General features: G+C 61.3%; 20 protein-coding genes. 6 read left to right on the forward strand and 14 right to left on the reverse strand.

Annotated features, from left to right (window positions below; all coding sequences use genetic code 11):
* The first annotated feature begins 18 nt into the window (after window positions 1-18).
* Window positions 19-306, forward strand: a complete 288-nt coding sequence (locus tag DLM86_RS11090; protein WP_146250197.1) for a hypothetical protein — start codon at window positions 19-21, stop codon at window positions 304-306.
* 87 nt (window positions 307-393) lie between these two features.
* Here the strand turns inward: DLM86_RS11090 and DLM86_RS11095 are convergent, their stop codons facing one another.
* Together DLM86_RS11095 and mntR are read right to left on the reverse strand one after the other, a co-directional pair.
* Entirely contained in the window at window positions 394-1,386 is a 993-nt protein-coding gene (locus tag DLM86_RS11095; RefSeq protein WP_110840069.1) for a patatin-like phospholipase family protein, read from the reverse strand.
* Window positions 1,387-1,591: 205 nt separating this feature from the next.
* Window positions 1,592-2,017, reverse strand: a complete 426-nt coding sequence (gene mntR / locus DLM86_RS11100) for a transcriptional regulator MntR (RefSeq protein WP_110840070.1) — start codon at window positions 2,015-2,017, stop codon at window positions 1,592-1,594.
* Between the two features lie 173 nt (window positions 2,018-2,190).
* On the opposite strand from mntR, the gene splB reads away from it, so the two are divergent.
* Entirely contained in the window at window positions 2,191-3,255 is a 1,065-nt protein-coding gene (splB, locus tag DLM86_RS11105) for a spore photoproduct lyase (RefSeq protein WP_110840253.1), read from the forward strand.
* A 70-nt stretch (window positions 3,256-3,325) separates the two neighbouring features.
* Here the strand turns inward: splB and DLM86_RS11110 are convergent, their stop codons facing one another.
* The 7 genes from DLM86_RS11110 to DLM86_RS11140 form a co-directional block, all read right to left on the reverse strand.
* A complete protein-coding gene (locus tag DLM86_RS11110) occupies window positions 3,326-4,039 on the reverse strand; it encodes a cytochrome c biogenesis CcdA family protein (RefSeq protein ID WP_110840071.1) in 714 nt (237 codons plus the stop codon).
* A gap of 37 nt (window positions 4,040-4,076) precedes the next feature.
* On the reverse strand, window positions 4,077-4,880 hold the full coding sequence (locus tag DLM86_RS11115; RefSeq protein ID WP_110840072.1) for a metal ABC transporter permease: 804 nt from the start codon (window positions 4,878-4,880) through the stop codon (window positions 4,077-4,079).
* A gap of 13 nt (window positions 4,881-4,893) precedes the next feature.
* Entirely contained in the window at window positions 4,894-5,691 is a 798-nt protein-coding gene (locus DLM86_RS11120; protein ID WP_110840073.1) for a metal ABC transporter ATP-binding protein, read from the reverse strand.
* 40 nt (window positions 5,692-5,731) lie between these two features.
* Window positions 5,732-6,685, reverse strand: a complete 954-nt coding sequence (locus DLM86_RS11125) for a metal ABC transporter substrate-binding protein (RefSeq protein WP_211326508.1) — start codon at window positions 6,683-6,685, stop codon at window positions 5,732-5,734.
* 185 nt (window positions 6,686-6,870) lie between these two features.
* Window positions 6,871-8,889 carry a methionine--tRNA ligase gene (metG, locus tag DLM86_RS11130; protein ID WP_110840074.1) on the reverse strand — a complete coding sequence of 673 codons (2,019 nt, stop codon included), beginning with the start codon at window positions 8,887-8,889 and terminating at the stop codon, window positions 6,871-6,873.
* Window positions 8,890-9,258: 369 nt separating this feature from the next.
* A complete protein-coding gene (yidD, locus tag DLM86_RS11135; protein ID WP_110840075.1) occupies window positions 9,259-9,549 on the reverse strand; it encodes a membrane protein insertion efficiency factor YidD in 291 nt (96 codons plus the stop codon).
* Window positions 9,550-9,649: 100 nt separating this feature from the next.
* Window positions 9,650-10,642, reverse strand: a complete 993-nt coding sequence (locus DLM86_RS11140) for an ABC transporter substrate-binding protein (protein ID WP_425453957.1) — start codon at window positions 10,640-10,642, stop codon at window positions 9,650-9,652.
* Window positions 10,643-10,904: 262 nt separating this feature from the next.
* Between DLM86_RS11140 and DLM86_RS11145 the strand changes: the two genes are divergently transcribed.
* The 4 genes from DLM86_RS11145 to DLM86_RS11160 are packed head-to-tail and all read left to right on the forward strand — an operon-like array spanning window position 10,905 to window position 14,582.
* Window positions 10,905-11,915 carry a FecCD family ABC transporter permease gene (locus DLM86_RS11145; protein ID WP_110840076.1) on the forward strand — a complete coding sequence of 337 codons (1,011 nt, stop codon included), beginning with the start codon at window positions 10,905-10,907 and terminating at the stop codon, window positions 11,913-11,915.
* Entirely contained in the window at window positions 11,912-12,949 is a 1,038-nt protein-coding gene (locus DLM86_RS11150; protein WP_110840077.1) for a FecCD family ABC transporter permease, read from the forward strand. Before DLM86_RS11145 ends, DLM86_RS11150 begins: the two co-directional genes overlap by 4 nt.
* 39 nt (window positions 12,950-12,988) lie before the next feature.
* Window positions 12,989-13,810 (forward strand): ABC transporter ATP-binding protein, encoded by an 822-nt coding sequence (locus DLM86_RS11155; protein ID WP_110840078.1) that lies wholly within the window; start codon window positions 12,989-12,991, stop codon window positions 13,808-13,810.
* A complete protein-coding gene (locus DLM86_RS11160) occupies window positions 13,797-14,582 on the forward strand; it encodes an IucA/IucC family C-terminal-domain containing protein (RefSeq protein ID WP_110840079.1) in 786 nt (261 codons plus the stop codon). Before DLM86_RS11155 ends, DLM86_RS11160 begins: the two co-directional genes overlap by 14 nt.
* Before the next feature lie 51 nt (window positions 14,583-14,633).
* Here DLM86_RS11160 and DLM86_RS11165 read toward each other — a convergent pair whose 3' ends face one another.
* The 5 genes from DLM86_RS11165 to DLM86_RS11185 form a co-directional block, all read right to left on the reverse strand.
* Window positions 14,634-15,692 carry a Gfo/Idh/MocA family protein gene (locus DLM86_RS11165; protein WP_110840080.1) on the reverse strand — a complete coding sequence of 353 codons (1,059 nt, stop codon included), beginning with the start codon at window positions 15,690-15,692 and terminating at the stop codon, window positions 14,634-14,636.
* A 120-nt stretch (window positions 15,693-15,812) separates the two neighbouring features.
* Window positions 15,813-16,616, reverse strand: coding sequence for a pyruvate, water dikinase regulatory protein (locus DLM86_RS11170; RefSeq protein WP_110840081.1), 804 nt, complete (start codon window positions 16,614-16,616; stop codon window positions 15,813-15,815).
* 17 nt (window positions 16,617-16,633) lie between these two features.
* Window positions 16,634-17,275, reverse strand: a complete 642-nt coding sequence (locus DLM86_RS11175; protein ID WP_245954505.1) for a helix-turn-helix transcriptional regulator — start codon at window positions 17,273-17,275, stop codon at window positions 16,634-16,636.
* Window positions 17,276-17,406: 131 nt separating this feature from the next.
* Window positions 17,407-20,205: a pyruvate, phosphate dikinase gene (gene ppdK / locus DLM86_RS11180; protein WP_110840082.1), complete on the reverse strand. Its 2,799-nt coding sequence runs from the start codon at window positions 20,203-20,205 to the stop codon at window positions 17,407-17,409.
* Window positions 20,198-20,362 (reverse strand): GapA-binding peptide SR1P, encoded by a 165-nt coding sequence (locus DLM86_RS11185; protein ID WP_245954507.1) that lies wholly within the window; start codon window positions 20,360-20,362, stop codon window positions 20,198-20,200. Before DLM86_RS11185 ends, ppdK begins: the two co-directional genes overlap by 8 nt.
* Window positions 20,363-20,517 lie beyond the last annotated feature (155 nt).

Here is a 20,517-nt window from a genome sequence, read left to right on the forward strand (position 1 = left end):
ACCGAAAGGGGTTATGCCATGAAACGGCGAATGCATCCGCTGTTTATCGTCCTGCTCGCGCTGATGGCCATCGGCATCATCATGAGTTTGATGTCCAACCCGTTCGAGCTTGTCGTCGCGATCGTCATTTTCGGGGGCGTGTTCGTCCTTTGGAAATATCCGCCCGCCCGCTGGAGAAAAGCCCCCTCCCGCAAGCCGTCTTCCGCCTCGCGCACGAAGCCGAGGGAGAAGCGCAAAAACGTGCCGTTCCGCGTCATCCAAGGCAACAAGCGGGACGACGACGACAATCCGCATCCGTATCATTGACCGCTGTACCGCCATCATGCGGTTGCCGCAATCGAAAGCCCCCGGTCCAAGCAGGCCGGGGGCTTTCGCCTTCCATCGAGCGGCGGTTCAGGCGAGCAAGTTGCCTCCGCCTCCGCCGTTGCGGATAAACTGATTGAAGCAGCTGACGTAATGCTGGTGCGACCATTTTTGGAAATACGCCTTGGCCGACGCGTATCCCGACTCGTACAGCTCCAAGCTTTTTTCCGGCTTGATGTCGAAGTCGGTGACGCGGACGCCGAGCGTCGGAATTTTGATCGTCCGAAACCGGTATTTCTCCTCGATATACCGTTCGTCGTGCGCCTCCATCATCGTCGCGAACAGAGCTTGGAGCATCGACAGCGGACCGTAGATCGAACGCGGCGCGTTCGATTGCTTGCCGACGAGATGAAAGCCGAGCGTCGGCAGCTGCTCGTCTTCCGGGATATGGCTGTTCTCCTGATCGTAGATCCAGAGCGGGAAATTGCTCAGCAGCCCGCCGTCGACGATATAAATGAACTGATCGGAAAACGACTCTCCTTTGCGCCGCACCTTCGGCGCCTTCCGGATGACGACGGGATCGAAAAAATACGGGATGCTCGTGCTCATCCGCACGGCGCGGGCCACCGGAAACCGCTGCGGATCGATGCCGTAGGAGGCGATATCGTCCGGCAGGACGAGCAGCTTCCCTTGGGAAATGTCGGACGCGATAATGCGCAGCTTGCCCCGGGGCAAATCGGCGAACGTGCGTATGCCTTTCGCCGCCAGCTTCTCGGCGACCCATTGCTCCAGCCGCTGCCCGGAATACAGCCCTTTTTTGACGAACAGCCGGATGGCCGGTCCGACGAACCGCATTTCATGAAGCCACGATTTCGCCAAAAAATCGGTGAACGGCGTCTCCATGATAATCGATTTGAGCTCGTTAGCCGTGTAGCCGGCCGCGAGAAACGACGACACGATCGCACCCGACGACGTACCCGCCACCTGATGAAACCGGACATTCTGCTCCTCCGCCGCCCGGACCGCACCGACCAAGGCGATCGCTTTGACGCCCCCTCCTTCAAACACCCCGTTGACGATCATCGCTCCGTCACCCTTCCCGCTCCGTTGACACGATTCGCCGCGCGCCCGAGACGTAACCGCTTTCGTCGGGAGGGCGAAGCGTCTTAGTTCCTATGTATGCGGGACCGGTTTGTACGTATGTCTCGCGCGAAAGCGGGCATCCGAAAGCAAAGACGCTCCGTCGTCTCTTTCGAGGCGAACGGAGCGTCCCAAGGGGGAATCGGCGTTATTCCGATTCCAGCTCGCTGCGAATATTCATCAGTTCGGTGACGCGCTCCGGGTTGCGCTGAAAAAACTCGACCAGCACCTCGATGCACGTAATGGAGTCCCAGCTCAAATGATGCTCGATGCCTTCGACGTCCTTGTAAATGTTCTCCTCCTGAACGCCGATCAGCTTCAGGAAGCTCTCGAGCAGATGATGCCGGTCGACGAGCCGCTTGCCCATCTTCTTGCCTTTGGACGTCAGCACGAGCCCGCGATACCGCTCGTAAATCAAGTAGTTGTCTTTATCCAGCTTTTGGATCATTTTCGTAACGGATGAGGGATGAACTTCCAGTCCTTCGGCGATGTCGGACACTCTGGCGTAGCCTTTCTCGTCGATCAGCTTATAAATCTTCTCCAGATAGTCCTCCATGCTCGGAGTCGCCGCCATATGATCCCTCCCTGTTAGGCAAAATCGGAAAACCCTAATGTATGATACACTGTTTGAAGGGACAAAGCAAGTTTGCCGGCAAAATGTGTCGATTGCGCCGACCGCTATTTCGCCGTCCTTCGGGGAAGCTAGGTAACGTACCGATCCGAATCCACGAAAGGAGCGGAAAGACGATCGCCACCGAACTGCTCTCCCCGCCGCGCAAGCGAAGCACGCCGGAATTCGTTCCCGAGCTGGTCTATTTCGAGCCGAACGCGCTGGATTATCCGAAGGGACGGCGCATTCACGAATGGGCGCAGGCGCAAGGCTTGCCGATCCGCATGACGACGTCGCACAACCGGATTACGAATTTCCCCGGCGAATCGGAGCTCGAATCGTACAAAATCGCCAAACGAACGCTCGTCGTCGGCGTCCGCAAGACGCTTACGTTCGATACGTCGAAGCCGTCCGCCGAATACGCGATCCCGATCGCGACCGGCTGCATGGGGCATTGTCATTATTGTTATTTGCAGACGACGCTGGGCGCGAAGCCGTATATTCGCGTGTACGTCAATATGGACGACATCCTGCAGGCGGCCGAACGGTACATCGAGGAACGGGCTCCCGAATTGACCCGATTCGAGGCGGCGTGTACGTCCGATCCCGTCGGACTCGAGCCGATTACGGGCTCGCTGAAGGAATTGATCGAATTTATGGGCCGGCAGCCGCTCGGCCGGCTTCGGTTCGTCACCAAATTCCATCACGTCGACTCCTTGCTGGATGCCCGGCATAACGGACATACGCGCTTCCGGTTCAGCGTCAATGCCGATTACGTCATCCGTCATTTCGAGCCGGCGACGTCGACGTTCTCCGAACGGATCGAAGCGGCCGGCAAGGTGGCGAGGGCCGGCTACCCGCTCGGCTTCATCATCGCGCCGATCATTTGGCACGAAGGCTGGGAGGACGGCTACGCCGAGCTGCTGCGCAAGCTGCAGGAGTCGGTTCCCGCCGAAGCGACGAAAGATTTGACGTTCGAGCTGATCCAGCACCGGTTTACGAAAACGGCGAAAACGATCATCGAGCGCCGTTACCCCAAGACGAAGCTGGAAATGGACGAGGCGAAACGGAAATACAAGTGGGGCCGGTGGGGACAAGGCAAATACGTGTACCCGGACGAGCAGGCGAATGCGCTCCGCGAATATATTACCGAACGCATTTTCGAACGTTTTCCCGAAGCGAAAATCGAATATTTTACTTGAACGTCCCCGCCGAAAACATAAAACCCGCGAGCCCGGAAAGCCGGAGCGTGCGGGTTTTTGTTCGCTGCCGTCAAAACTTCAGCCAATCCGGCGTCCGTTCCTGCAGCCATATCGTGATCAGAATCATTTTGTCGAAATAGAGCAAAATCGCCATGACGATCATGAGCCCGCCGCCGATCTTCATGAGCGCCGACGAATACCGCAATATCCATTTCGTCGAGCCGATGAAAAAGGCGAGGATAAAGAAAGGAATCGCGAAGCCGACCGAATACGCCGTCGTCAGCTGGAACCAGGTTCCGGGCTCCGACGCGGCCAGCAGCAGAATCGACGACAAAATCGGTCCGACGCACGGCGACCACCCCGCGGCAAACCCCATGCCGACGACGAGCGAGCCGAGGAAGCCGGCCGGCTTCGACTTCACCTGCACCTTCCGCTCCCGCATCAGCCATTGCGGCTGGAAAACGCCCATCAAAAACAAGCCCATGAGCAAAATCAAAATCGCCGACAGCTGGCGGATCAAATTACGGTATTCGTTGAACCAATCGGCCACGAGCCCGACACCGAAGCCGAGCGAGTAAAAGATGATCGAAAACCCTAGAATGAAAAACAGCGTATGCGCCGTCGTGGCGAGACGCACTTCCTTCGTCGTCCGGTCGTCCCGGAGCCGTTGGACGGAAATGCCGGTTATGTAGGACAAATACGAAGGATACAGCGGCAGGCAGCACGGCGAGATAAATGAGGCGAAGCCGGCCCACAGCGCGATCCAGACGTTCACTTGACTCAAGCGGCTTCCTCCTTTCCTCCTAGGTTCGAGCGGCCGCCTACGACCGCTTCGCCCCGCGCACGAGCAGCGTGGCGACGAGCAGAACGATCAGCAGCAGGACAACGGTCGCGCCCGGCGCCCAGTTCCATACGCCGGCGGCGATCAATCCGGCGATAACGGCCGTTTCCGAGTAGAGCGCGGCGATCCAGACGGAATGGCGGAAGCTTTTCGCCACCGCCAGGCTGCACGCGACCGGGATGGTGATCAGCGCCGAGACGAGCAGCGCGCCGACGATTTTGATCGCGACGCCGATGACGAGCGCCGTCAGCACCGTCGTCAGCAGGTTCAAGGCGCGGAGCGGGATGCCGCTGACGGCCGCCGCATCCTCGTCGAACATGATGAGGAACATTTCTTTGAAAAAGACGGTCAGCATCGCGAGCACGACGACGGTTACGCCCAGCACGAGCCACAGGTCGGTCCAGCTGAGCGTATAGATGCTGCCGAACAAGTAGCTCGTCACGTCCATGTTGAAGCCTTTGCCCAGCGTGAACAAAAACGTGGCGAGCGCGACGCCTCCCGACATGATGATCGCGATCGACAGCTCGGCGTACGTCCGGTAGGCCCGGCGAAGACGCTCGATGGCGAAGGCGGCGACGATCGAGAAGAGCAAGCCGACGGCGAGCGGATAGACGCCGAGCAGGAAGCCGAGCGCCACGCCCGCGATCGATACGTGAGCGAGCGTATCCCCGATCATCGACAGCCGCCGCAGGACGAGGAAGACGCCGAGCAGCGGGGCCATAATCCCGATCAGGATGCCGCCGATCAAGGCGCGTTGAAAAAAGTATTCGGCAAAAATGTCCAAAGGCTATACTCTCCTATCGGGCCGCCGCCGGCTCGCCCGCCAGCCGAAGGTCGCGCAGGCTGTGCGCCAAATTCGTCTCGGCGCAATTGTCCGGCTCGTGCGTATGCTTGACGTAAAACTTCAGCTTGCCGCTCGTCTGCGCCGGCTCGTACCCCAGATAAGCGTGCATCATGTCCAAATCGTGCGATACCATCAAAAACGTGATGTTGTGACGCTGGTGCATATGGCGGATCATATGGAAAAAATGCTCCTGCGTCTCCGAATCGATGCCGACCGTCGGCTCGTCGAGAATGAGCAGCTCCGGGCCGTTGACGAGCGCTCGGGCGAGGAAGACGCGCTGCTGCTGCCCGCCAGACAGACGTCCGATGCGTCGGTCGGCCAGCTCCTCGATGCTGAGCGCGTGCAGCGCGTCGTCCACCTTTTTCTTGTCGTCGCGGCCGATGGGGCGGAACAGCTTTTTGCGCCCGTAGAGGCCGGATGTGACGACCTCCCGCACGGTCGCCGGGAACAGCGGATTGAACGCGTTTTTTTGCGGCACGTAGCCGATGCGCTCCCAATCGCGGAACTTGGAGAGGGGCGTCCCGAACAGGCGCACCTCGCCTTCGTCCGGCTTGAGCAGCCCGACGATCATCCGCAGCAGCGTCGTTTTGCCGGCGCCGTTCGAGCCGATGAGGCCGACGAAGTCCCGCTGCAAAATGTGAAAGTTCAATTGCTCGATAACGAGACGCTGCTCGTAATGAAACGAGACGTTATCCAAAGAAACGACCGGCAGGTGGCAACGTTCTCCCGCCGGTCGGGTCGATTGTGTCATTGCAAGGCTCCCCATTCGTGCTCGTAATGGCCGTGCACCTTTATTGTAATGCTTTCAGCAGATTTTGCAAATTGTTCTCCATCACCGTCACATAATGTTCACCCGCGTTTATCTGCTCCTCCGTCAGCCCCTCGACCGGGTTCAGTACGAGCGTTTCGATGCCGGCGTCCTTCGCGAGCGTCTTCGCCAGCTTGTCGGAGACGAGCTCCTCGAAGAAAATGTACTTCACTTGATGCTCCTTGACGAACTTGTTGATCTCCTTCAAATCTTGCGCGGTCGGCTCCGCATCCGGCGCCAGCCCCATGATCGGCATTTGCGTCAAGCCGTAGTCGCGGGCCAAGTACCCGAACGCCTGATGCGAGACGACGATCTCTTTTTTGCCCGCTTTGGCCAAGGCGTCCGTAAACTTCGCGTCCAGATCGCTCAGCTGCTTCTTCAACGTCTCGTAGTTCGCCTCGTAGTACGCTTGGTTTGCGGCATCCGCTCGGACGAGACCGTTTTTGACGTTTTCCGCCATTTTCAAGGCGGATTTCGGGCTGACCCAAACGTGCGGATCGACGTCCGAATCGTCCTCGTGCTCGTGCTCGTGACCGTGTCCGTCATCTTCATGCGGGACGCCGTGCAGCAGCTCGATGCCTTCGCTCGCCTCGACGACCGTCAAGCCGGAGTCCTTGTTCAAGCTGTCCAGAAAGTCGTGCACCCAGCCTTCGAAGCCGGCCCCGTTATAGAGGAACAACTGCGCTTTGCCCATGTTTGCCAAATCGCGGCTTTTCGGCGACCAGTCGTGCGGCTCGACGCCGGCCGGCACGAGGTTGACGACGTTGACGCGATCTCCCCCGATCCGGGAGGCAAAATCATACAGCGGATAAAAGGTCGTAACGACATTGACTTTTCCTTCGGAAAGCGTTACAGTCGATTTGCCGCATCCGGTCATGAAAACCGCGAGCAGCAGCATAAATAGTAGAATCGCATTGGAACGGGCGATCAAACGCATCGGTCGTGCTCCCTTCTTGTTCGGACGAAATGAATATATTGTAAATCGTAAATGTTTCTATTTACAAAATCGATTATAGGCTCGCCCCTGACGCGATGTCAACCGAAAGTTTTGTCGTTCCGTCCTTTTTATTCGTAAAAAATACGCCTCCACTTCCCCGGACGAGGAAAGGAGGCGTTTTTTCGTTATTTCACGATCGCGCCGACCGGAATGTCTTCCGCGACCGAGGCGAGCGTCAGTCGATCGCCTTCCGACGCCGCCAGTATCATCCCTTGCGACAGCTCGCCGCGCAGCTTCACCGGCTTCAGATTGGCGACGACGATCACTTTGCGGCCGATGAGCGACTCCGGCGAGTAAAATTTCGCGATGCCCGAGACGACCTGCCGCTTCTCGGAGCCGAGATCGAGCTGCAGCTTGAGCAGCTTGTCGGCGCCCTTCACCTGCTCGGCTTCGAGCACCTGCGCGACGCGAAGCTCCACCTTCATAAAGTCGTCGATGCCGATCTCCTCGGCGCTGTCGGCAGCCGCTGCGGCGGGCTTATCGGCGCCGCCTCCCTTCGGCTTGCCGCCTTCCGCCGCCTCCGGCTTCACGCCGTCCGAGACCGCCGGCGCGGACGCCGATGTTCCGCCCATCGACTCGACCAAATACGCCACCTCCGGCGCCACTTCGAGACGCGGGAACAGCGTCTCGCCTTTTTTCACCTTCGTGCCGGCCGGAAGCGCGCCGAACGTCCGGACGCTCTCCCACTCCGTCAATCGGCCGTCGCCGGCGATGCCGAGCTGCTCCCATATTTTGAGCGGGGTGCGGGTCATGAACGGCTGCAGCAGGACGGACGTGATGCGGAGCGATTCGGCCAGATGGTACAGCACCGATCCGAGCTTCGGCCGGGTCGCCTCGTCTTTCACGAGCGCCCACGGCTGCGTCTCGTCGATATATTTGTTCGTCCGTCCGATCAGCTGCCAGATGGCGCCCAGCGCGACGGAGAACTCCAGCTTCTCCATCGCCTCCTCCGTCTTCGCGACGGCTTGCCGGACCGTCTCCTGCAGCGGCGCGTCGAATTCGGTGGCGCCTTCGATCAAGGGCTGGATGTCGCCGTTGAAATATTTGTCGATCATGACGACGGTCCGGTTGAGCAAATTGCCGAGGTCGTTCGCCAAGTCGAAGTTGATTCGTTCGATAAAGCCTTCCGGCGTGAACACCCCGTCATGGCCGAACGGCACGTCGCGGAGCAGGAAGTAGCGGAGCGCGTCCAGACCGTACCGCTCGATGAGCAGCGCCGGGTCGATGACGTTGCCTTTCGACTTCGACATTTTGCCTTCCTTGGTCAAAAACCAGCCGTGCGCGAACACCTGCTTCGGCAGCGGCAAGTCAAGCGCCATCAGCATGATCGGCCAATAGATCGTATGGAAGCGAATGATGTCTTTGCCGACCAGATGGACGTCGGCCGGCCAGTACGACCGGAACTTCGCTTCGTCGGCCTTGTAGCCGATCGCCGTAATATAGTTGGACAGCGCGTCGATCCAGACGTAGATGACGTGCTCCGGATTGCCCGGCACCTTGATGCCCCAGTCGAACGTGTTGCGGGAGACGGCCAAATCTTCCAGCCCTTGGTTGATGAAGCTGATCATCTCGTTGCGGCGCGATTCGGGCTGGATGAAATCCGGATGGTCCTCGTAATGCTTGAGCAGCCGGTCGGCGTACTTGCTCAGGCGCAAAAAGTAGTTTTGCTCCTTCACCTTCTCCACGGGACGCCCGCAGTCGGGACAGTTGCCGTCGACTAGCTGGCGCTCCAGTACGTACGATTCGCACGGCGTGCAGTACCAGCCCTCGTACTCGCCCAAGTAAATGTCGCCCTGCTCGAGCAGCTGGGCGAATATTTGCTGGACGACCGTCTTGTGCCGGTCTTCCGTCGTCCGGATGAAATCGTCGTACGAAATGTCCAGCTTGCTCCAAAGCGATTTGATGCCGGCGACGATGCCGTCCGTGAACGCCTGCGGCGATACGCCCTTCTCCGCCGCCTTGCGCTCGATCTTTTGCCCGTGCTCGTCGGTGCCGGTCAAGTAGACGACATCGTAGCCGCGAAGCCGCTTGTACCGCGCCATCGCGTCGCCGGCCACCGTCGTATAGGCGTGCCCGATATGGAGCTTGTCGCTCGGGTAATAGATCGGGGTCGTCAAATAATACGTTTTTCGTGTGTCGCTCATCGCGCAACAGCCTCCTTGTAAAAATGGTTTGTCGGTTTGAAACGCAAAAAACTCCCGTCCACATGGGACGAGAGTCGAAGCTCACGCGGTACCACCCAAATTCCCCCGCGTCCGTACGGTTCGCAGGGATCTCCACAGTCCGTCTCGACGGACTACGCCCGTAACGCTGGCGTGCGTCGCGGTCTTACCAGCCGGACATCCGGCGCGAAGCTCGACGGCGATTCCTCCCGGACCATCTTCGGAAGCTGCACTATGCCGGCTTTCACCTGACCCGGCTCTCTGCGATAGGGCGCACCTCGTACTTATCCGTTCAACGGAAGCGGTATGGATTGAAGTTATTCCCATTCTAAGCAAACGGCATACCCGATGTCAAGTCGACGGATGTCCGCCCGGCTCGTTCCCGCTCTCCTCGCGGGGCGGGACGGGATCGAAGCCGCCCGGATGGAACGGATGGCATTTGCAGATGCGCTTCGCGGCCAGCCAGCTTCCTTTGGCCGCGCCGTGAACTTCGATCGCCTCCAGCGCGTAAGCCGAGCACGACGGGTAAAACCGGCACGTCGGCGGCTTCAGCGGCGATATCCAGCTGCGGTAAAACCGGATCGGCAGCTGCAGCGATCGGCGCAGGACCGACCGGCGAACGGCGCCTCGATTGCGATCCATACAAAAAAGCCCTCCCACCCGTCAACGGTTCTATTCTTCCATAATGCCGCAAAGAATAGTCCGCGTCAAACGGATGGGAGGGCCGATTTCAATCAACCGTTCATTTCGAAACCTCGTAAAACTTGTACAGCTCGTCGAGCAGAAGGTTCGCCGCTTTGACGCCGCCGGCCGTATTCCAGATCGTATCGTTCACTTTGAACGCCTTCTTGTTCTTGACGACGTTCAGGTTGTTCCACAGCGGATCCTTCGTCCAGTCCTCTTCCATCTTCGACGCCTTCCCGTCGCCGGTTTCGTACGTGAAGTAGAACAGCACGTCGCCTTCCATATCGGGAATGCGCTCCTTCGTCACGTCGTCGGCGAACGCGTCCTTGTTCTGCTTCTCCGGCCGCGCGATGCCGATTTGCTTGAAGATGATGCCCGCGAACGTGTCGTTGTAATAAATGCGCGCCGTCGACGCCATGAAGCGGACGAGCGACACTTTTTGCTTCAGCTTGTCGCCGGCCTTCGTCTTCAAATCGGCGACCCGCTTGTCGAAGTCGGCCATCACTTTTTCGCCTTCGGCTTTTTTGCCCAGCGCTTCCGCGTACAGCATGAAGTTCACTTTCCAGTCGCCGCGCAGCTCGGCCGAGTAAACCGTCGGGGCGATTTTGTTCAGCTGGTCGTATACTTTCTCGATCCGCATCTTGTTGCCGATGATCAGATCCGGCTTGAGCGCGGCGATTTCTTCGATATTCGGCTGCGACTCGGTGCCGACGTTTTTGACGCCCTGCATGTCCGCTTTAATATGCTCGTACCACGGGTCGCCGACCCACGATTTGACCGCTCCGACCGGCTTCACGCCGAGCGCCAGCAGCGCTTCGGTCCCTTCGTTCGTCAAGATGACGACGCGCTCGGGCTTCTTCGTAAGCGTCGTCTCCCCCATCGCGTGCTTCACCGTATAGCTCTGGCTTTGGCTCGGGGCCGCGCCTCCTCCCGCGCTGCCGCTCGAAGCGGGCGGCTGCTCCTGCTTGCCCGCGCATCCCGCCAGGACGACGGTCGCTCCGATGACGGCCGTCAGCATCGTCGCGGCGATCCGGTTCCGTTTCATGTTCATGGTGTGTTCGTTCCCCCTATATGGTGTACAATGTGTTCCGGTGCCGGCAAGCCGATCGGCTATGTAACGAAAAGCGGGCGGCACTCGATGTGAGAATGATTATCATTTCCAGAATCTTATGTTACACATCCCGCTTTTCCTTGTCAATACATAAACGATTTTCAGTGAGAATGAATATCAAATTCATTGACAGAACAAGCCCGATCCCATACACTGAACGATGTAGACAACATGCAGCTCTCATAAAGGAAAGAGGACGTTTATGCACCCGGTTTTGCGCAGCGCAACCGGCAAGCTGTTCGGGCTTGCGACCGCGCTCCTTCTGCTTGCGGCGGCCGTATACGCAAGCATCGTGTACGGCGTCATCGGTACGACTTGGCGTACCGCCATCGACGCTTATTTTCATTTTAACGGCTCCAACGAACATATCGCGATCAAAGAACTGCGCGTCCCTCGCGCCCTGATCGCCGCCGCCGTAGGCGCGAGCCTCGGCATCGCGGGAACGCTGCTGCAGGCGTTGACGAAAAACCCGCTCGCCGACCTCGGCTTGATGGGCATCAATTCCGGGGCGGGGCTCGCCGTAGTCGCCGGCGTCACGTTTTTCTCCGTCCAATCGTTATCCGAGATGACCTGGATCGCCTTTCTCGGAGCCGTCGCGAGCGGAGTCGTCGTCTATATGCTCGGATCGGTCGGCCGCGAGGGGCTATCCCCGCTCAAGGTGACGCTCGCCGGCGCCGCCGTCACGGCGCTCGCTTCGTCGATGATTCACGCGCTGCTGCTGATCGACGAACGCAAAATGGACGAAGTGCTGCTATGGCTCGCCGGCTCGGTGCAAGGGCGCAAACTTTCGATATTGATCGACGTGCTTCCTTATATGGCCGCGTCTTGGATCGTCGCCCTGATCGTCTCGGGTCCGATCAATACGCTGCTGCTCGGCGAGGACGTCGCCAAAGGTCTCGGCCAGCGGACGCTGCTCGTCAAAGCGGCGGCCGGTCTCGTCATTATGACGCTGTGCGCCGCTTCGGTCGCCGCGGCCGGCCCGATCGCGTTCGTCGGTCTCGTGACGCCGCATCTGTGCCGGTACCTGGTCGGCGGCGACATTCGCTGGATGACGCCGTATTCGGCCTTCGTCGGGGCGATTCTGCTGATCGCGGCCGACATCGCCGCCCGCTTCGTCGCCATGCCGGGCGAAATTCCGATCGGGGTCATGACCGCGCTGATCGGAACGCCGTTTTTCATTTTCGCGGCGCGCAAAGGGTGGTCGAAATCATGAGCAAATATATCCCTTTCCGCAGCAAATCGTTGAAGGCTTCCGGCCTGCTCGACAAACGGACGCTGCTCGTCGCCTGCATGCTGGCCGCCGTAACCGTCGCCGTCGCGATCGCGAGCTCGGCGATCGGCTCGATGCGCATTCATCCGCTGTCGGTCGTCCGCATCTTGTTCGGCGCCGGCGACGAAGCCGAAGCGACGATCGTGCTCCAATTCCGGCTGCCGCGCATCGTCGTCGCGCTGCTCGTCGGCATGCTGCTGGCGGCGTCCGGCGCCATCCTGCAAGGCATGATCCGCAATCCGCTCGCCTCGCCGGACATTATGGGCGTCACCGGCGGAGCGTCGGCGGCCGCCGTCCTTTTCATCACGCTGCTGCCTACGGCCAGCATCCGGCTGCTGCCGTTCGCCGCGATGGTCGGCGCGGTCGCCGCCACGGCGATCATTTACGCGCTCGCTTGGAAAAAAGGCGTAGCCGCCATGCGGCTCGTCCTGATCGGCGTCGGCATCGAAGCGAGCATGCGCGCGCTGACGACGCTGCTCATCGTGCGCAGCCCGTTCTACACGTCGAGCAAGGCGCTGACGTGGCTGACCGGCACCGTTTACGGCGCCAACTGGACCGACGTCGCGGCGCTGGCGCCTTGGGCGCTCGTCCTGCTGCCGGTCGCCTTCTTCGCGGGCCGGACGCTGAACGTGCTGCAGCTCGGCGACGACACCGCCTCGAGCACAGGCAGCCGCGTCAACCGCAGCCGGCTGCTGCTGCTCGCCCTGTGCGTCGGCTTGGCCGGAGCGGCCGTCGCCGTCGGCGGCGCGATCGGCTTCGTCGCCCTGCTCGCCCCGCATATCGCGCGCCGGCTCGTCGGGCCGTCGTTCGGCGGGCTGCTGCCCGTCGCCGTCCTGACCGGCGGCATCATCGTGGCGCTGGCCGACTTGATTGCCCGCACCGCCTTCGCGCCGCTCGACCTGCCCGTAGGCATTTTCACGTCGCTCATCGGAGCACCGTTCTTCCTGTATTTGCTGTACCGCAACCGGAACGCCTGACGGGCGTCCGTCGACATCATCCCCCGGGAGGCTGGAACGATGAAAGCACTCGAAACGAACCGACTGACGCTCTCCTACGGCGAGCAGCCGATCATCGAAAACTTGGACTTGTCGATTCCCCAAGGAAGCATCACCGTCCTGATCGGGGGCAACGGTTCGGGCAAATCGACGCTGCTCCGCTCGATGGCGCGGCTGCTGAAGCCCGAGTCGGGCTCGGTTTTGCTGGACGGCGACAACATCGCCCGGCTTTCTACGAGGGAGGTCGCCCGCCGGCTCGCCATTTTGCCGCAAGGTCCGACCGCTCCGGAAGGACTGACCGTCCTGCAGCTCGTCAAGCAAGGGCGTTACCCGTACCAGAGCTGGCTCAAGCAATGGTCGGAGGAGGACGAGCGCATGGTGACGCGCGCCCTCGAGGCGACCGGCATGACCGAGCTCGCGGAGCGGGCCGTCGACTCGCTGTCCGGCGGCCAGCGCCAGCGGGCGTGGATCGCCATGACGCTCGCGCAGGATACGCCGACGATTTTGCTCGACGAGCCGACGACGTATCTCGACCTGACGCATCAGATCGAAGTGCTCGACCTGCTGTTCGACCTGAACGAGAACGAAGGACGGACGATCGTCATGGTGCTGCACGACATCAACCTCGCGTGCCGGTACGCCCACCATATCGTCGCCGTCAAAAACAAAACCGTCTACGCGAGCGGAAGTCCGGAAGAGATCGTCAACGAGCAGCTCATCCGCCACGTGTTCGATCTCGAATGCCGCATCGTGCCGGACCCGATATTCGGTACGCCGATGTGCGTCCCGCTCGGCAAAGGCCGCGACGTGACGGCCCGGAGGAAAGCCCATGCCTACGCTTGACGCCCGACGTGCCGATTGGGAGGCGGAATACCGTTTCCGGCGCGCTCCGAATCCGGCGGCGCGGTACCGGTTCGACGCCTCGGACTTGGCGAAGCCCGACGTGCTGGAACACGTGCTGCGAACGCTCGACGGCAAATGGCGGTCGGCGTCGCCGGCGGCCGTAGGCTCGCTGTTCGTGAAGGCGTACGCCCGCATCCTCGTCGCGGCGCTCGACGCGATGAGCCGCGACGGAGTCGGCGTGCACGCTTCGGCCGGCGCCTGTACACTCGAGCTGGACGATCAATTGCAGCCGTCTATCGTCTGGAACGGCGACGACGCCGACATCGTCCCCTGCCCGGCCGACGAGCGCGTCGAATGGCGCAACCGAATCGGGAAATCGCTGTTCGGCGACCATTTGGAGCCGCTGTTTCGAGCCGTATCGGCCCATGCCCACGTAAGCATGTGCACGCTGTGGGAAAATGCGCTCGTCTACATTCATCACTTCTACAACGCATGGAGCGACGGAGAGACGGACGAATCGAAAAAAGCGGTCCTTCAAGACGACTACGCGTTCGTTACGAAATACGCCGGCTGCGACCTGTTCGGCGCCTGCCTCGACAATCCGCTCCGCATCGAGGGCAGCTGCGTCAGCCATCCGCTCAAGCCGGGCGAGACGATACGTGTGCGCAAAACGTGCTGCCTCCGTTATTTTTTGAAGGACGGACGGAACTGCACGGTTTGCCCGAGATTGACGGAAGAGGAGCGGCTCGCCGCCTTCGCCAACAAAAAATGACGTCCCGACGGCCGATGGGCCGAAAGGACGTCATTTGTTTTACGGATTCAATTAGAAATACACTTCTTTGCCGGTTTCGGCGGATTCGTAAATGCCGCACAACATTTTCATCATTTCCACGCCGTCCTCGACCGGGCTGATCGGCGTCGTGCCGTTCAAGCAGCTTTCGACGAAATGATTGATTTCGTTCTGGAACGCTTCGGTCACGTTCAGCTGCAGCGAGTTGACCTGCGGCGTCACGTTCAAAATCGTATCGTACTTCTCCGTAATGATCGCGAGCTCCGGCTCGATCTCGCAGCCGCCCTTGTCCCCGTACAGCTTCACGGATACTTCGTTCTGCTTCGCATGGAGCGTGAAGCTGACGTCGACCATAAGCGAGGCGCCGTTCTCGAAGCGGACGATCGCGTTGGCCAAATCTTCGACGGTGTTTTTGCTCGCGTCGTAGTCGGCCGCCTTGTAGAAGTTCAAGTTTTTCACGTTGGACCGGTTGCCGAGACGGTTGTACGTATTGCCGCTGACGGATTTCACCTTCGGCCGTCCCATCAAGTACCAGCAAATGTCGATCATATGGACGCCCAAGTCGATGAGAGGGCCGCCGCCGGAACGGGACTTGTCCGCGAACCAGCCGCCCGGATTGCCGAGACGGCGCAAGCACGACGCCTTCGCGTAATAAATCTCGCCGAGATCGCCGTTGTCGATAAATTGCTTCAGCATTTGCGTGTTCGAGCCGTAGCGGCGGACGTAGCCGACCTGTACGAGCTTCCCGGAGCGGCGAACCGCCTCCTGCACCTGCAGCGCTTCCTCCACCGTCGTGCTGAGCGGCTTCTCCACGAGGACGTGCTTGCCCGAGTCGAGCGCCTTCACGGCGAGGCTGGCATGCGTATTGTTCCAGGTGCAAATGCTGACCGCTTCCAACTCCGGATCGGCGAGCATCTCGTCGATGTTCGTGTACACCTTGGCGAAGCCGTATTTGTCGGCCAGCCCTTTCGCCCGCTGCTCGTTCAAGTCGCAGATCGCATACATCTCGACGTTCGGGTTGTTTTTATAGGAGCCCATATGCAGCTCGGATATCGATCCGGCTCCGATGACGCCCACCTTCAGCTTGCTCATGCTCCGTGATCCCTCTCTTCTCCAATATCGTCCATCCTTATCCATGATAACGGAGATGGGGGTGGGAGACAACCCGAAGTTGCTTCGTTCGCGACGAAAAAATAAACGGCGCTGCGGCCGTCACAAGTATCCCAAAATAACGCCCGCCGTCTCCTCGATCGCCTTGTCCGTCACGTCGATGACGGGACAGCCGAGCCGCTTCATAATATCGTGCGCGTACTCGAGCTCCTCGGATATACGCTGCAGCGTGGCATACTTCGCCCCGTACGGCAATCCGACGGCGCGAAGCCGTTCGGTGCGGATTTTGAGCAGCTGCTCCGCGTCCATCGTCAAGCCGACGATCCGGTTGCCCGGCAGCTGCAGAAGCTGCTGCGGCGTTTTCACCTCGGGCACGAGCGGGAAGTTGCCGACCTTGTACCCCTTGTGCGCCAAAAAAATGCTGAGCGGCGTCTTCGACGTGCGCGACACGCCGACGAGCACGATATGCGCCTGCAGCAGCAGGTTCGCGTCGCGGCCGTCGTCGCACTTGACCGCGAACTCGATCGCCTCGACCCGGCGGAAGTAGGCGTCGTCCATCTCGTGAAGCAGCCCCGGCTTCCGCTTCGGCGAATCGTTGAACGTGTCGATGAACGCCTGCATCATCGGGCCCATGATGTCGACGGCGCGCACGCCGAGCCGGATCGACTCCTCCTTCATCATCTCGCGCAGCTCCGGCTGGACGAGCGTATACGCGACGAAGCCTCCGCTTTGCGCCGCTTCCTCCATGATCGTGCGAATTTCGTCTTCGTTTTTAACATGTCCGATTCTTCGGATCTTCACCTGATGCGCGTCGAATTGGCGAATCGTCGCGCGCACGACCGCTTCCGCCGTTTCGCCGACCGCATCCGAGCAAATTGTTATGAGCTGCTGCCGCTCCTCGGTCATCCCCGCTCCCCCTTCGTTTAGCTTTCCACGGCGCCGGTCCAGCCGACCAGCAGCTTCGTCATCGTCGTTTTCGTAATGCGGCCGACCACTTCCCATTTGCCGGAATCGTCCGGGTGACGAACGACGACGGGGAGGCTGTCCACCTGGTGATGAATCATTTTGCGACCGGCCTCGAGCACCGTTTCGTCTGGCAGCGCGACGACGACGTTCGGGTGCCGGGTCATGACGAGTCCGACCGGCATCGTCGACGCGGCCGGATTGCCGAGCGTCACTTTGAGCAAATCTTTGCGCGAGATGACGCCGGCGAGCGCATTGGACTCGTCCGCGACGATCAGGCTGCCGACATTCTCCATGAACAGCGTAACGACCGCGTCGTGCACCGTCGCCGTTTCGCGGATGATGACGGGCAGCGCCTGCACGTCCTTCACTTTCATCTCGGCGAATGCCGCCGAGCCTTTGTCCTCTTGGGCGGCGGCTTGTCCCGGAAAATAGCCGACCTTCGGCTTGGCGTCGAGATGCCCGAGCATGACGAGCAGCGCAAGATCGGAACGGATCGTCGGCCGGCTGAGCCGGAGCGTCTCCGCGATTTGCTCGCCCGTAATCGGCGCATGCTGCTTGACGAGCCGGACGATTTCCAGCTGACGTGGCGATAACGGCACGTTCGTCTTCCTCCTTTCGAACGGAAGCCGAAAGCGATAGTCGCTTCCGGCTCATCCGAAACGTTCCTATTCTTCTATGTTAGCGCGGATTCGGGACAAAAGCCACTCCGGCCGGCAACATTTTTGCCCGCTCAGGAGACGCTGCTCCCGGCGGCCGCGGCGAGCGGCCGCGCATCGGTATCGGCATCGGCGCCGGCCTTCGGCTTGGGAGACGGCCCGTGCGCCAGTCGCGCCTGCGCCGCGGCGATCCGGGCGAGCGGGATCCGGTACGGCGAGCAGCTGACATAGTCGAGTCCGATCGCGTGACAGAACGCGATCGACTGCGGATCGCCGCCGTGCTCGCCGCATACGCCGGCCTTCAGATCGGGCCGCACCGGCTTGCCGTCGCGAAGCGCCCATTCGATCAGCCGGCCGACGCCGTCGCGGTCGAGCGTCTGGAACGGATTGGCGGGCAGCAGCTTCTGGTCGACGTAATGGGTCAAAAATTTCCCTTCGGCGTCGTCCCGGCTGCAGCCGTACGTCATCTGCGTCAAATCGTTCGTGCCGAACGAGAAGAAGTCGGCGCACTCGGCGATTTGCGCCGCGGTCAGCGCGGCGCGCGGCACCTCGATCATCGTGCCGACCTTGTAGCGGCACTTCGCGGCGTCGGCGCCGAGCACGCGCTCGGCCGTCCGGTCGATCCGCTCCCGCAGGAAGCGCAGCTCGTTGACGTGGCCGACGAGCGGCACCATCACCTCGGGCAGCACGACGACGCCGTCGCGCATGCAGTCGAGCGCGGCACGGAACACCGCTTCCGTCTGCATGTCGTATATTTCCGGGAACAGCACGCCGAGCCGGCAGCCGCGCTGGCCGAGCATCGGGTTCGCCTCGTGCAGCGACCGCACCTTGCGCAGCATCGTCTCGAGCTCCGCCAAGTCGCCGCGCAGCGGTTCGGCTTGAGCTTCGTCCGCGGAGCGCGCGATCGCGTCGGACAGCTCGGCCGCACGCTGGCGAAGCTCGTCGGCGTTCGGCAAAAACTCGTGAAGCGGCGGATCGAGCAGCCGGATCGTCACCGGCAAGCCGTCCATCGCCCGGAACATGCCGTCGAAGTCGCCCTGCTGCATCGGCAGCAGCTTGGCGAGCGCCCGCTCGCGCTCCTCGCGCGTCTCGGCGAGAATCATCTCGCGGACGGCCGGCAGCCGGTCCGGCGCGAGAAACATATGCTCCGTGCGGCACAGGCCGATCCCCTCCGCGCCGAATTCGCGCGCCTTCGCCGCGTCGGCCGGGTTGTCCGCATTCGCCGCGACGCGCAGCTCGCGGATGCCGTCCGCCCAGCCGAGCAGCCGCGCCAGCTCCGGCGACAGCTCGCCGGCGCGGAGCGGCACCTCGCCGCGGATGACGCGGCCGGTCGAGCCGTCGATCGAGACGGCGTCGCCCTCGCGGATGACGGCGCCGCCGACGCGAAGCTCCCGCGCCTCGGCGTCAATGCGCGCCTCCTCGCAGCCGCAGACGCACGGCTTGCCCATGCCGCGGGCGACGACCGCCGCGTGGCTCGTCATGCCGCCGCGGCTCGTCAGCACGCCTTCCGCGGCGAGCACGCCGTGGATGTCCTCGGGCGTCGTCTCCGCCCGGACGAGGATGACGCGGCGTCCGGCGCGCGCGCGCTCTTCCGCCGTGTCGGCGTCGAACACCGCTTCGCCCGTCGCCGCCCCCGGCGAGGCGGGGAGCCCCGTCGCCAAGACGTCGAGCTTCGCGTCCGCCGGAATGGCCGGATGCAGCAGCTGGTCGAGGTGGCCGGTCTCGATGCGCGCCACCGCCTCCTCGCGCGTCAGCAGCCCCTCGTCGACGAGGTCGACGCTAATTTTCATCGCGGCTTGGGCCGATCGTTTGCCCGTCCGCGTCTGGAGCAGGTACAGCCGTCCGTGCTCGACCGTAAACTCGATATCCTGCATGTCGCGGTAATGGCGCTCCAGCTTCTCCGCCGTCCGTCTCAGCTCGTCGTACACGTCCGGCATGTCGCGTTCCAGCTCCGCGATCGGCAGCGGCGTCCGGACCCCGGCCACGACGTCTTCGCCCTGGGCGTTCGTCAAATATTCGCCGAACAGCTTCTTCTCCCCGGTCGACGGGTTGCGCGTGAAGACGACGCCCGTTCCGCAATCGTCGCCCTTGTTGCCGAACACCATCGCCTGCACGTTGACGGCCGTTCCTTGGTGATCCGGGATCCGGTTCACTTTGCGGTACACGATCGCGCGCGGGTTATTCCACGAGCGGAACACCGCTTCCACCGCCAGCTCGATCTGTTCGTCCGGCCGCTGCGGGAACGGCTTGCCCCCCTTCGACGCGATCAGCTCCTTGTAGCGCGCCGCGAGCTCGATCCAGCCTTCGGCGGGCACGTCGCGATCGTTGGCGGCGCCGTGCTTCTCCTTCGTCTCGTGCAGCAGCCGCTCGAAACGGATCGGCTCGATGCCGAACACGACGTTGCCGAACATCTGGATGAGGCGGCGGTAGCAATCGTAGGCGAACCGCGCGTCGCCCGTCGACTCGGCGAAGCCGCGAACCGTCTCGTCGTTCAGCCCGACGTTCAAAATCGTATCCATCATGCCCGGCATCGAGTGCACCGAGCCGGACCGGACCGAGACGAGCAGCGGCGCGGCGGGATCGCCGAACGTTTTGCCCTGCTTGCGGGCCAGCTCTTCGATCGCCTTCGCCGTTTCGCCCATCAGCCCGTCGGGCAGCCGGCCGCCCGCTTCGTAGTACGCCCGGCACGCTTGCGTCGTAATCGTGAACCCCGGAGGGACGGGAAGCCCCGCCTTCGTCATCTCCGCCAAATTCGCCCCTTTGCCGCCGAGCAGCTCCTTCATGCCCGCGTGTCCGCTTTCGAAAGGCAAAATCCATTGGCCGTTATCGTTGCCGCTTATCGAACCGCGATGATTGCCGCTTCCGTTATCCATCGTTCATTTCCTCCCGTCTCGTCTTGCTCCGGCACGATTCGTCCCGGCACGCGCCGTACAGCACCGTCACCTTCTCGGTTTCGACTTCATCGATCCATGCGCCGCAATATTGGCATACGATAAGACCCAACTTGACGCTTTGACCGGCAGCTTTCATACGGAACGCCTCCCCATTTCGAATCGGACATCCTTCGCGTTTGGTACGTCGTGATGACCCTATATAATACATACCATATATTTATTTATGACACAATATATAAATGACTCGATCCGCAACATTTTCTTGATCGAAGCGGTTTCACTTCGCTCATA

The sequence above is a fragment of the Paenibacillus flagellatus genome (assembly GCF_003217775.1).
GTDB classification, from domain to species: Bacteria; Bacillota; Bacilli; order Paenibacillales; family NBRC-103111; genus Paenibacillus_AB; species Paenibacillus_AB flagellatus.